This window comes from Pseudomonas sp. CLCA07 (genome assembly GCF_053615335.1).
In genome coordinates this window covers 122,108-134,769 of the sequence record NZ_CM132131.1, presented here as the reverse complement: position 1 = coordinate 134,769, position 12,662 = coordinate 122,108, and the positions used below count along the sequence as shown (strand labels likewise).

Genomic DNA, 12,662 nt, shown 5'->3' with positions numbered 1-12,662 from the left:
CAGCGAAGCGGCTACCGTCCGACCCGATCCCCTGTAGCAGCTGACGAGCAGCGCGAGGCTGCGTTCGTCTGCGCAGCAGTCGTAATTGCTCTGTGCAAGGTGTGCCTGGTACACCGCGCTGCCTGATTTCACGACTGCTGCGCAGCCGAACGCAGCCTCGCGCTGCTCGTCAGCTGCTACAGGGCGGTGCACACAATTCACGGCTGCTGTGTCCGAACGCAGCCTCGCAGGCTCGGCAGCTGCTACAGGACGCTGCACACAAACCCTCGTGCTCCGGTTAAACTCCGTGCTCATTTTCAAGGAGTTCATATGAGCTATTACCAGCCGGGCATTCTCGCCACCCCCGTTCCGCCTCAAGCCCGCCATATGTTCTTCGCCCTCGAATCCGCCGAAGCATTGCCGGTTGCGCTCAACAACTTGATGCAACTGGTGGACGGGAAGTCGGCTGTCGTCGGTTTCGGGGCATCGCTGGTCAAGGCATTGCACGCGCAGATCGATGGCCTGCGAGCCTTTCCGGCGTTGACCGGCGTTGGTGTCGATAACCCGTCGACGCAACACGCACTGTGGTGCTGGTTGCACGGCGTCGACCGGGGTGAATTGCTCAATCGCAGCCAGGCCATCGAATCCGCTCTGGCGCCGGCCCTGCGCCTGGTGCAGATGAACGAAACCTTCCGCCACATGACCGGCCACGACCTGACCGGTTACGAAGACGGCACCGAAAACCCGCACGACGAAGCCGCTGTCGCCGCTGCGCTGTTGAGCGAAGGCACGGACGGTCTGGTCGGTGGCAGCTTTGCCGCGATCCAGCAGTGGCAGCATGACCTCAAAGGCTTCCACGCGATGCCGTCCCATGAGAAGGACAACATCATGGGCCGTCGTTTGAGCGACAACGAAGAGCTCGACGATGCTCCGGTCTCGGCTCACGTCAAACGCACCGCCCAGGAAAGCTTCGCGCCCGAGGCATTCATCGTCCGTCGTTCGATGCCATGGATCGAAGGTGATCGCGCGGGCCTGATGTTCCTGGCGTTCGGCTTTTCCCTCGACGCCTTTGAAGCGCAACTGCGGCGCATGAGCGGTCTGGAAGATGGCATCACAGACGGCTTGTACCGCATCAGCCGGCCGATCACCGGCGGCTACTACTGGTGCCCACCGCTCAAGGACGGACAGCTGGACCTGCGCGCCTTGCGCATTGGCTAACGAACAGGAGATGAACATGGACGTGGTGCGTTGGGGCATGATCGGTTGTGGCAGTGTCGCCGAGCGCAAGAGCGGGCCGGCCTTTTACAAGGCGCCCGGCTCGGCGTTGGTGGCGGTGATGGGGCGGCGTATGGACGCGGTGACGGATTACGCCACACGCCATGGCATCGCCCGGGTGTACACCGACGCACAAGCGCTGATCAATGATCCCGAGGTGGACGCGGTGTACATCGCCACGCCGCCCGAGAGTCATCACGCCTACAGCCTGTTGGTGGCCGCCGCCGGCAAACATTGCTGTGTGGAAAAACCGATGTCGCTGAATGCCGGGCAAAGCCGCGAGATGCAAAAGGTCTTTGCTGACGCCGGATTGCACCTGTTCGTTTCCTACTACCGACGCTCGCTGCCGCGCTTCCAGCAAGTGCGCCAGTGGCTGGAAGCGGGGCGGATCGGCGAGGTCCGGCACCTGACGTGGACGCTGACCAAAGCCCCGTCGCCAGTCGATCTGGGCGGCATGCACAACTGGCGCACAGACCCGGGCATTGCCGGTGGCGGTTACTTCGCTGACCTCGCCAGCCACGGGTTTGACCTGTTCCAGTACCTGCTCGGCGACATCACCGACGTCGCCGGTTTCACCGCGCGACAGGCCGGGCTGTATACCGCCGAAGATGCCGTCAGCGCCAGTTGGCGGTTTGCTTCGGGCGCAACGGGTATGGGCTGCTGGAACTTCGTGGCGGATCGTCGCGAGGACCGGGTCGAGGTAATCGGCAGCCAGGGCCGAATCAGTTTTTCGGTGTTCGATGAGCACCCGGTGCAGCTTCACGCGGATGAACATATCAGCCTGCACATCGATCATCACGAACACATCCAGTGGCATCACGTGCTGGGCATCAACGCGCATATTCGTGGGCAAACGCAGCATCCGGCGGTGGCGGCGCAAGCGTTGAAAACCGACTGGGTGATGGACCAGATCCTCAAACGCCACTAACCCCCCGATTGTCACAGGTGCCTATCTGTGGCGAGGGGGCTTGCCCCCGTTCGACTGCGCAGCAGTCGCAAATCCATGCCACTCAGTGATTCTGGAGGATTGCGCGAGGGGGGACGCTGCGCGACCCAACGGGGGCAAGCCCCCTCGCCACAGGAATCTAACCTTATGCTCAAACAGTATTTCTCAATCCTCATCGGGCCTCTCTAAGATCACGTCATAACTCGTTATAACAAGTGATCTGCCATGACCGATAACGTTCTATCCCTCAGTAGCGTCCCGTTACACACCCAACTGCGTGACGTGCTGCGCGCCCGCATCCTCGACGGTGAATACCCGCAAGACAGCCAGATGCCTTCCGAAAGCGAACTCGGCGCGCTGTTCAACGTCAGCCGGATCACCGTGCGCCAGGCTCTGGGTGATCTGCAAAAAGAAGGGCTGATCTTCAAGATTCACGGCAAAGGCACCTTCGTCGCCAAACCGAAAACCTTCCAGAACGTCAGCACCCTGCAAGGCCTGGCCGAGTCCATGACCGGTCGCGGCTATGAGGTGATCAACCGCCTGCGCAGCTTCAAATTCATCGCCGCCGACAAACTTGTCGCCGAGCGCTTGCAGGTCGCTGAAGGTGAAATCGTGGCACAGATCAAACGGTTGCGGCTGATCAACCGCGAGCCGATCTCGCTGGAAATTACCTACCTGCCCAAAACCCTCGGCGAACGGCTGGAGAAGTCTGATCTGGTCACCCGCGACATTTTCCTGATCCTCGAAAACGACTGCGGGCTGGTCCTCGGCCATGCCGATCTGGCCATCGACGCGGTCTTGGCCGACAGCGACCTGACCCACGCGCTGAACGTCGAATCGGGCTCGCCGATCATGCGCATTGAGCGGCTCACCCACGATGCCAGCGGCCAACCCGTGGACTTCGAACACCTTTACTACCGTGGCGATGCCTTCCAGTACCGCTTGCGGATCGACCGGCAAAAAGGGACGCAGGCATGACGCACAGCTCAATAACCAGAAGCACTTTGGAGCAGGAATACGACATCGTCGTGATCGGTGGCGGCACTGCGGGGCCGATGGCGGCGATCAAGGCCAAGGAACGCAACCGTGATCTGCGCGTGTTGTTGATCGACAAGGCCAACGTCAAGCGCAGCGGCGCGATCAGTATGGGCATGGACGGGCTGAACAACGCGATCATTCCCGGCCACTCGACGCCGGAGCAGTACACCAAGGAAATCACTATCGCCAACGACGGCATCGTCAATCAGGCAGCGGTGTACGCCTACGCGACTCACAGCTTTGAAACCATAGAGCAACTGGACCGATGGGGCGTGAAATTCGAGAAGGACGAGACCGGCGACTACGCGGTGAAAAAGGTCCACCACATGGGCGCTTACGTGCTGCCGATGCCGGAAGGGCATGACATCAAAAAGGTTTTGTATCGCCAGTTGAAACGGGCACGGGTCAGTATCACCAATCGCCTGGTCTGCACCCGATTACTGACCGATGAAGAGGGCGCGGTCAACGGTGTGATGGGCTTCGATTGCCGCACCGCGGACTTCCATGTGATCAAGGCCAAAGCGGTGATTCTGTGCTGCGGGGCCGCCGGGCGCCTGGGGTTGCCATCCTCGGGATACTTGATGGGCACCTACGAAAACCCGACCAATGCCGGCGACGGTTACGCCATGGCCTATCACGCCGGTGCCGAACTGGCGAACCTGGAATGCTTCCAGATCAACCCGCTGATCAAGGACTACAACGGCCCGGCCTGCGCCTACGTCACCGGTCCCTTGGGAGGCTACACCGCCAACAACAAGGGCGAACGCTTCATCGAGTGTGACTACTGGAGCGGCCAGATGATGTGGGAGTTCCACCAGGAACTCGAAAGCGGCAACGGCCCGGTGTTTCTCAAACTCGATCACCTGGCCGAGGAAACCATCCAGAACATCGAAGAGATCCTGCACAGCAACGAACGCCCGAGTCGCGGCCAGTTTCACGCCAATCGCGGGATTGACTACCGCACGCAGATGGTCGAGATGCACATCTCTGAGATCGGTTTTTGCAGTGGGCATTCGGCGTCGGGTGTGTGGGTCAACGAGCGAGCGGAAACTTCGGTCAAGGGTTTGTACTCGGCAGGTGACATGGCAGCAGTGCCTCACAACTACATGCTCGGCGCGTTCACCTATGGCTGGTTTGCCGGCACCAACGCGGCGGACTTTGTCGCCGGACGCGAGTTTTCAGCTGTTGATGCCAAACAGATCGAAACGGAAAAACAAAGGGTCTACGCGCCACTGGACCGCGAACACGGCCTGCCACCGGCTCAGGTCGAGTACAAGCTGCGGCGTTTTGTGAACGACTATCTGCAGCCGCCGAAAGTAACGAAGAAGATGCAAATCGGCCTGCAACGCTTCAGCGATATCCAGCACGACCTCGATCAGATCAAGGCCCACAACGCCCACGAACTGATGCGCGCCATGGAAGTCGGCATGATCCGCGACTGCGCCGAAATGGCCGCCCGCGCCTCACTGTTTCGCGCCGAAAGCCGCTGGGGGCTTTACCACTATCGGGTCGATCACCCGCAACGCAACGACAGCGACTGGTTCTGCCATTGCCACTTGAAGAAGGGTGACGACGGCCAGATGACCAGTTTCAAGAAAGCCGTCGAGCCTTACATTATTCCGCTGGACGCCGATGAAATGCAGGCTTACGACCGGCTGCGGGTCGGCGCCTTTGCGGCCTGAGCATCACCAAAAGAGAGACCGCCAAATGGCCTATCAACCCCAGGAAATCTTCTTTCGCTCCAATGCGCCGGTCACGGTCGACGAGGATCTTTGCATCGCCCACAAAGGCTGCACCGTGTGTGTCGACGTCTGCCCGATGGACCTGCTGGCGATCAACCCGGCCACCCAAAAAGCCTACATGGCGTTCGACGAATGCTGGTATTGCATGCCTTGTGAAAAGGACTGCCCGACCGGGGCGGTGAAGGTCGAAATACCCTACCTGTTGCGCTGACTGACAGGACGCCATCGTCGGAATGCCGCCCAGACCAAGCCCGGCTCCCACAGGTTTCTTTGGTGTCTGCAAAATTTTGGATTCAGCACAAATCACTGTGGGAGCCGGGCTTGCCCGCGATGAGGCCGCCACAGACAACAAAAAGCCATCCGGCAACCACCGGACGCTTGCTTCAAACCACCCCTCGTTTCCCACCACGCCCTGATCGTGGCGGAGACGAACATCCAACAAATGATTCGAGGGGATACACTTATGTCTTTGCCAACATTGCTGCGTGCAGCATTAGCCGGTCTGGTACTGGCCTCATTCACCCTGTCGGCCTCCGCCGAAACCATCCGCATTGCCATCGGCACCCAGGACACCACCATCAATTGCGCCGCCGGCGGATTGCTGATTCGTGAACTGGGCCTGCTCGATAAATACCTGCCTCACGACGGCCAATACAAAGACGCCAAATACGAGGTCGAGTGGAAAAACTTCACCAGTGGCGCACCGCTGACCAACGAAATGGTCGCCGGCAAACTCGACTTCGGCGCCATGGCCGATTTCCCCGGATCGTTCAACGGCGTGGCGTTTGAAACCGCCGGTAAACACAGTCTGTTCATCAGTGTGCTCTCGGGCAGCATCAAGGGCAGCGGCAACGGCATCGTGGTGCCGAGTGCTTCGGGTGTGCAGTCGTTGGCAGAGTTGAAGGGCAAAACCATTTCCGTGCCGTTCGCCTCGACGGCCCATGGCATGTTGCTGCGTGCCGTGGCGGCCCAGGGTTGGGACCCGCTCAAAGACGTCAACATCATCGCCCAACCGCCAGAAGTCGCAGGCTCTGCGTTACAGGCCGGGAAGATCGACGCTCACGCCGATTTCGTGCCGTTTGCCGAACTGTTCCCGAGCCGTGGTTTCGCTCGCAAGATTTACGACGGCGCCCAGGCCGGCGCACCGACGTTCCACGGCGCGTTGGTGGATCAGGCGTACGCGAAGAAGTACCCGGAAATCGTCGTCGCTTATCTGCGGGCGAGCCTCGAGGCCAATCAGTTGCTGGCGGAGGAGCCGGAGAAATACAGCGAACTGATCGCCAAAGTCACCGGCGTCGATGCCGAGGTCAACTACCTGTTCCATGGCCCGCTCGGCGTGCAAACCCGCGACCTGAGCTGGAAGCCGGAATACCGTCAGGCGGTGGGCACCGCGATCGATACGCTCAAGCTGTTGAAGAAGGCTGATCGCGGTCTCGATCTCAATACCTTTATCGACGATCAGTACATCCGTGCTGCGTTCAAGGCCTCGAACCTGGATTACACCGCGCAACTGGCCAACTACGGGCAGACGCCTCTGAAGGCAGTGGATGCAGCGAGCGGTAAAGCGATCACTGACTTCAGTCATGTCGCGGAAATCTGGGTGCGCGGAGAGCCGAAGGTTCGGCAGTACGCCTCGGCGCAAGCGGCGTTCACCGCATTGGCTGGTTTGAAGTCGGAAGGCAAAAACATCCGCGCGGTGTATGCCCAGGCCAGCGACAGCGGGATCAAGTTGCTGGCGGATCAAGCGTGGTTTGCCAGTGATGCGAAAGGGCAGCTCAGTGCCTTCCTGCTCAAAGGCCAGGCCCAACAATTCGCCACGGCCCAGGGCGGAAAGGTCTTCGACTTCACCGAAGCCACCACCCAAGCCGTTGCCGTCCGCTAACCCCAGAACACCGCATTCCACCCTGTAGGAGCGGGCTTGCCCGCGAATGCGGACTGTCATTCAAGATTGATGTCGACTGACCCACCGCTTTCGCGAGCAGGCTCGCTCCCACAGGGTTTTGAGTTGAGAGGAAGAATTGTGTACCTATCCTATGCACGCTGGCTCCCCCGAGCCGCCTCACTGCTGCTCTGCCTAATATTCTGGCAACTCGCCGCCAATGGTCACTGGAACCTCGGCCTGGTCACCTTCGCCAACGTCCCGACCCCACTGGCCGTCATCCAGGCCGCGTTGGGCCTCGGCGATTCCGGCAAGCTCGCCCAGCACCTGAGCAGCAGTCTCAGCCGGGTCTTCGCCGGCTACCTCGCCGCGCTGTTCATCGGCATCGCTCTGGGCGTGGCCATCGGCCGCTCGAAATGGGCCGAAGACTTGCTGCTGCCGCCATTGGAAGTCCTGCGCCCAATCCCCGCCGTCGCCTGGATTCCGCTGGCCATTCTCATGTTCCCATCTTCAGAGCTGTCGATGGTCTTCATCACCTTCACCGGCGCGCTGTTCCCTATTCTGCTCAACACCGTGCACGGCGTCGAAGGCGTCGACCCACGCCTGATCGCCTCGGCCAAAAGCCTTGGGGCAGGGCGTCGGGCGATTCTGTTGGAGGTGATTTTGCCGGGCGCCGCGCCGAGCATCATCACCGGCCTGGCCATCGGCATGGGCACTTCATGGTTCTGCCTGGTGACGGCGGAAATGATCTCCGGCCAATACGGCATCGGCTATTACACCTGGGAGTCCTACACCATCCAAAACTACGCCGACATCGTCGTTGGCATGTTGCTGATCGGTGTACTCGGGATGGGCAGCAGCCTGCTGATCAAACGTCTCGGCGGGCTGTTCACGCCGTGGCACCGACCACGAGGAAAAGCCTGATGAGCGTGATGCAAACCCCGGAAGGGCGGATTGATATTCGCCAGTTGTCCATCGTCCTCGGTGATGGGTCGCAGGCCTTCGAAGCCGTGCAAGGTCTGGATTGCCAGATTGAAGCGGGGCAGTTCGTGTGCATTCTCGGGCCGTCCGGTTGCGGTAAATCGACCTTGCTCGGCGCGCTGGCCGGGCACCTGCAACCGCGATCCGGCAGCCTCAACGTCGATGGCGCGCAGGTCTCGGGCCCATCGCCGCAACGCGGCATGGTGTTCCAGCACCACACGCTGTTTCCGTGGCGAACCGTGCGCGACAACGTCGCTTTTGGTCTGAAGATGCGCGGCATCGGCAAGGCTGAGCGCCACAAAGCCGCCGATGAAATCCTTGCACTAGTGGGGCTTGAAGGGTTCGCCGAGCGCTGGCCGGATCAGCTTTCCGGCGGCATGCAACAGCGGGTGGAAATCGCCCGGGTGCTGATCAACCGCCCGCGTCTATTGCTGATGGACGAACCCTTCGGTGCCCTCGACGCGCTGACCCGATTGAACATGCAGGAACTGCTGCTGGACATCTGGGGGCGGATTCGCACCACCGTGGTGTTCGTTACCCATGACATCGACGAAGCATTATTTCTCGCTGATCGCCTGCTGGTCATGAGTTCGCGTCCCGGCCGGATCATCGAAGACCTGCGCCTCGACTTCCCAAGGCCACGCACCACCGAACTGGTGACGAGCCATGAATTTTTCCGCTTGAAGCGCCATTGCCTCCAATTACTGCGTCACGAAGACGGTCGGCAGTTACCGCGCCTGAACCCTCTCGGACTTCCCCCTGAAAACAAACTGCCGCGATTTGCCCTATGACCTCACTATTCGATGTAACCGATAACGACGACATTCTCGCCCTGCAACCGCGCCTGACCGATGACGATCCGGGAATACGTCGCATTGCTCTGATCGAATTGGCCGACCTCGAAGAACCGGACGGCTTGTTATGGCTGGTCAACCGACTGGCGCAAGATCCGACCGAAGAAGTCCGCGCCGAAGCCGCGCGCTTGCTTGAAGCCTGGGAGGACGAACCTGTGGTCGAAGCGCTGTGCCAGGCGCTGACCGATCCCTCGTTGGCCGTGCAATCGGCCGCGGCGCAAAGCCTCAGTTTGCTCAAAAGCGAAGGCGCGGGGCGGGTGATTCTGCCGTGGACCGGGCATACCGAGGCCAGTGTGCGCATTGCCGCGTTCAGGGCGCTGCGTGAGTTGCGTTTCCCCGCTGCCGCCGCTGCCGCTTTAGCCGCGTTGAAGGATGCAGACGCCAGCGTTCGCCGCGAGGCGGTTGGCGTGCTCGGCTGGCTCAAACAGCTCGATGCGTTGCCGGCTTTGGCCAGATTGGCCAGCGCCGATCCCGACACCGAAGTCCGCCGCGCCGCCACCGGCGCCCTCGGTCTGGCCTGCGATGCTCAAGTGCTGCCAGCGCTGCGCCAGGCCTTGCAAGACGAAGCCTGGCAAGTGCGCGAAGAGGCCGCGACCACGTTGGGCAAAGTCGGCCACATTGACGCGGGTCCCGCATTGATCGAAGCCTTGAGCGACGATTACTGGCAAGTCCGCCTGCGCGCCACTCGCAGCCTCGGTCGATTGCGTTACGCCCCGGCCCTTGAAGCCTTGATCGAAACCCTCGGCCACCGCATCAGCAACCTGCGCAAGGAAGCCGCGCTGGCCCTCGGCGAATTGAACGACATGGGGGCCATCGCCCCCTTGCAGGCCGCGCAAGACGACGGCGACCCGGAAGTGCGCAAAGCCGTGCGCATCGCCTTGAGTCAACTGCTATGAACCCGGTGGCTGTGGGTAATTCCCAAGGTAAACAGCAGCTGCGCTTGAACTGGCCGGATGGGCGTGAGCAATTGCTGGGTCATGCGGAACTGAGGCGTCAATGCCCGTGCTCGCAATGTCGGGCGTTTCGGTTGCAAGGGCTGACAGTGAAGGTCGATGAGCGCATTCGAGTGATTGAACTCAACCAACAGGGCTACGGCCTGCAACTGATTTTCAGCGACGGCCACGAACGCGGCATCTACCCGTGGCCATATCTGGCACAACTCACTCCCGAACCCACCTCATAACCCCTGTGGGAGCGAGCCTGCTCGCGATAGCGGTGGGTCAGTCGACATAGATGCTGAATGTCAGTCCGCCTTCGCGGGCAAGTCGGATCGCCGCATCGCCGCTCCTACAGGGGATCTGTGTGGGTCAGAAGGATTTGCTGACACTCGCCACCACGGTCGCACTGCACACGTCGTCAAACCCCCAGTTGCTGGTGCATTGGCTTTTCGACAGGTCGGTGTCGATGTAGGCCAGGCCCAGCAGCACCCCGGTCAGTTCGTGGGTCAGTTTGACTTCCCACTCGCGGTACGAGTCCTCGGCATGGCCCGAGCTCGAGTACAGGTACGGATCCTTGAAGTCCATGTTGCCGTAGCGCAGTTTCAGGCCGGTGTCGTATGGCAATTGGGTTTCGTAACCGACATAGCTGTACAGCGAGTTCTGCTTGCTCTCGATGCCCGGCGCATCGTCGGAGTAATAGGCGCCGAGTTTCACCCCGTAGACACTGAGAATGCCGTAGACCTCGCTCTGATTGAACTGACTTTCTTTCGGGTACGTGTATCGCAGATAGCCAATGTCCAGGTTGACGTCCTCGGTGGCTTCCCAAAGCCAACCGGCGTAGTAGTCGATTTCCTGACGGGTTTTCAGGCCTCCGCCGAAGTCGACGTTCGAACTCCAGGCTCCCACGTACAAACCCGTGCTGTGGGCCAGCGTCACGCCGGCCTGCACGGCGGGATCATTCTGTGTTTGCGAAATGCCACGGGAGCGGTAATCGCTCGCCAGGGTCAGGTCCACCAGTACGGAAAAGTCGTCATTCAAGACGATGGCCTGGCTGCTCAACGGCAGCAGACTCAAGGAACCGAGGGCGAACAGGGTGAAAGCTTTCATGAGTACAGTCCCGATATTGTGATTGTTATGGGCAGTTTTTGCGGCAAAGCTGCGCCGAACCCCGGCGACGAGCGCGGGGGGGCGGGCAGCGGATCGAGCGGATTTTTATTAGAGGGTCGGTGCGTAGACTTCGCGCCCGGCGAACCAGGTTTGCAGCACTTGTGTGTCGCTCAGGGCCTTGTTGTCGACGGTGAATACGTCACGGTCCAGCACGATGAAGTCGGCTTGCTTACCTGGGCTCAGCGAACCGATTTGCTTCTCCAGACCGATGGTGCGCGCGGCATTCAGGGTGTAGGCGTAGAACATCGTTTCGCGATCCACGGCTTCTTTGATGTTCAGCACTCCCAGCGGGCCGACGCGGGTGATGGCCTGGGCCATGGCGTTCCATGGGTTGGGCGAAGACACCGGCCAGTCACTTGCCCCCGAGATGGTCGCGCCCTGTTTGAGCAGCGAATGCGCGGGGTATTGATAGCGGAAGGCGAGGGCACTGACGTAAGGCTTGATCATGTCCGTGGTGTAGTCGTCGGCCGAAGCCCACAGCAGTTGCATCGAGGCGATGACGTCCAGTGGTTTGAACCGCGCAAATTCTTTCGGGTTGACGATTTGCAGGTGGGTGATCGAGTGCGTCACGCCGCTCTGACGATCCTTGCGCGCCTGGGCGATGCCGTTCAGCGACTCACGCACCGCGCGGTCGCCGATGGCATGGATGTGTACCAGCCAACCGCGCTGGTCGATGGCGCTGACCAGTTCGCCGAAATGCTTTGGATCGATCAGCAATTCGCCCTGTTTGTGCGAGTTGTTGTAAGGGTCGATCATTGCCGCGCTCTGGGCCGGGAATTCGATCACGCCGTCGGCGAAGATCTTGACGCCAGGCAGGGTCAGGTTCGGGATGCCCTGAAATTGCTGGCGGACCTTGTCCAGCATGTCGAGATCGGCCGGTACGCTTTTTGAGTTGGCCACCAGCAAAGCCGCCACGTGCACACTCATGCCACCGGTTTCAGCCAGCGCCTTATAGGCCGGGAGCACGCCAACGGTTTTTTCCGTGGGCTTGACCGCGAACAGCGGTTCGCCGGGCGCGGCATTGGCGGCCGGGTCCATCCACGCCGTGATGCCGACGCTATTGTTGTAGCGCACGGCCGATTGGGCGGCCTTGAGCATATCGGCGGTGCTCGGCACGGGCATTTTCGAGGACACCCGGTCCCAACCGGCATCCACCAGGAAGCCGTTGGGGGTGCCATCGGCACGTTTGCCAATGGTGTCCACTTCGGCGGCGGGTAATGACTTGAGCAACGCGGCATCAATCCCGGCGCGCTTGAGCATGAAGTCGTTGGCCCAGGCTGTGTGATGGTCGCTGCCGGTGAAGACCACGGGCACGTCGGCCCATTCGCCGTTGTTGAATTTTTTGCCCAAGTCTTCGGCCTTGGCCCAGTAAACCGAACTCATGCCGGCCACGGTCAGTACGTCGCCGTGTTTGGCCTTGCCGTCGTCACGCCAGCCGCGCAGGCGTTTTTCCAGTTCGTCGAGGTCGACCACCTCGTCTTCCATGTTGGCCACGACCATTTCCAGACCGCCGAAAATCGCGTGGGAGTGGGTGTCGATCAGGCCGGGCATCAGGGTTTTACCACCCAGATCCACCACTTTTGTTTGCGGCGTGATCAAGGCTTTGATCTGTGCATCGCTGCCGACTTGCAGCACTTTGCCATCCTGTACTGCCAGCGCCTGCACCTTCGGTTGTGCACGGTCGGCGGTGAAAATCTTGCCATTGATCAGCACCAGATCGGTGGCTGCCATGGCTTCCATCGAGGCAAAACTAACAGCGGCCATCAAGAGATTCGGGATGAATCTTTTCATTGAATGTTTCCTTGTTATTGCGTCTGATGGCCAGATTAGTGGCTGCTTGTGCGCAGCAGAACGCCTTCCTCA

At 60.6% G+C, this 12,662-nt stretch carries 12 protein-coding genes; 10 read left to right on the top strand and 2 right to left on the bottom strand.

The window, feature by feature from the left end; all coding sequences use genetic code 11:
- Positions 1-309: 309 nt before the first annotated feature.
- The 10 genes from ACWGZX_RS00645 (at position 310) to ACWGZX_RS00600 (ending at position 9,877) form a co-directional block, all read left to right on the top strand.
- Positions 310-1,197 carry a Dyp-type peroxidase gene (locus tag ACWGZX_RS00645; RefSeq protein ID WP_452626872.1) on the top strand — a complete coding sequence of 296 codons (888 nt, stop codon included), beginning with the start codon at positions 310-312 and terminating at the stop codon, positions 1,195-1,197.
- 16 nt (positions 1,198-1,213) lie between these two features.
- Positions 1,214-2,182: a Gfo/Idh/MocA family protein gene (locus ACWGZX_RS00640; RefSeq protein ID WP_452626871.1), complete on the top strand. Its 969-nt coding sequence runs from the start codon at positions 1,214-1,216 to the stop codon at positions 2,180-2,182.
- Positions 2,183-2,425: 243 nt separating this feature from the next.
- Entirely contained in the window at positions 2,426-3,178 is a 753-nt protein-coding gene (locus tag ACWGZX_RS00635) for a GntR family transcriptional regulator (RefSeq protein WP_452626870.1), read from the top strand.
- Positions 3,175-4,920 (top strand): fumarate reductase/succinate dehydrogenase flavoprotein subunit, encoded by a 1,746-nt coding sequence (locus ACWGZX_RS00630; RefSeq protein WP_452626869.1) that lies wholly within the window; start codon positions 3,175-3,177, stop codon positions 4,918-4,920. Before ACWGZX_RS00635 ends, ACWGZX_RS00630 begins: the two co-directional genes overlap by 4 nt.
- Positions 4,921-4,945: 25 nt before the next feature.
- Positions 4,946-5,191, top strand: coding sequence for a 4Fe-4S dicluster domain-containing protein (locus ACWGZX_RS00625; protein ID WP_007946457.1), 246 nt, complete (start codon positions 4,946-4,948; stop codon positions 5,189-5,191).
- 252 nt (positions 5,192-5,443) lie between these two features.
- Positions 5,444-6,862, top strand: a complete 1,419-nt coding sequence (locus ACWGZX_RS00620; RefSeq protein WP_452626868.1) for an ABC transporter substrate-binding protein — start codon at positions 5,444-5,446, stop codon at positions 6,860-6,862.
- A gap of 138 nt (positions 6,863-7,000) precedes the next feature.
- The gene (locus ACWGZX_RS00615) at positions 7,001-7,783 is read left to right on the top strand and encodes an ABC transporter permease (RefSeq protein ID WP_452626867.1); all 783 of its coding nucleotides are present in this window, start codon (positions 7,001-7,003) and stop codon (positions 7,781-7,783) included.
- Positions 7,783-8,631, top strand: a complete 849-nt coding sequence (locus ACWGZX_RS00610; RefSeq protein ID WP_452626866.1) for an ABC transporter ATP-binding protein — start codon at positions 7,783-7,785, stop codon at positions 8,629-8,631. The genes ACWGZX_RS00615 and ACWGZX_RS00610 overlap by 1 nt, the downstream gene beginning before the upstream one ends.
- Positions 8,628-9,590 carry a HEAT repeat domain-containing protein gene (locus ACWGZX_RS00605; RefSeq protein WP_452626865.1) on the top strand — a complete coding sequence of 321 codons (963 nt, stop codon included), beginning with the start codon at positions 8,628-8,630 and terminating at the stop codon, positions 9,588-9,590. Before ACWGZX_RS00610 ends, ACWGZX_RS00605 begins: the two co-directional genes overlap by 4 nt.
- Positions 9,587-9,877: a DUF971 domain-containing protein gene (locus tag ACWGZX_RS00600; RefSeq protein WP_452626864.1), complete on the top strand. Its 291-nt coding sequence runs from the start codon at positions 9,587-9,589 to the stop codon at positions 9,875-9,877. Before ACWGZX_RS00605 ends, ACWGZX_RS00600 begins: the two co-directional genes overlap by 4 nt.
- Positions 9,878-10,001: 124 nt before the next feature.
- On the opposite strand, the gene ACWGZX_RS00595 is transcribed toward ACWGZX_RS00600, so the two are convergent.
- Both ACWGZX_RS00595 and ACWGZX_RS00590 read right to left on the bottom strand, forming a co-directional pair.
- Positions 10,002-10,739 carry a TorF family putative porin gene (locus tag ACWGZX_RS00595; RefSeq protein ID WP_452626863.1) on the bottom strand — a complete coding sequence of 246 codons (738 nt, stop codon included), beginning with the start codon at positions 10,737-10,739 and terminating at the stop codon, positions 10,002-10,004.
- Between the two features lie 108 nt (positions 10,740-10,847).
- Positions 10,848-12,590, bottom strand: a complete 1,743-nt coding sequence (locus ACWGZX_RS00590) for an amidohydrolase (protein WP_452626862.1) — start codon at positions 12,588-12,590, stop codon at positions 10,848-10,850.
- Positions 12,591-12,662 lie beyond the last annotated feature (72 nt).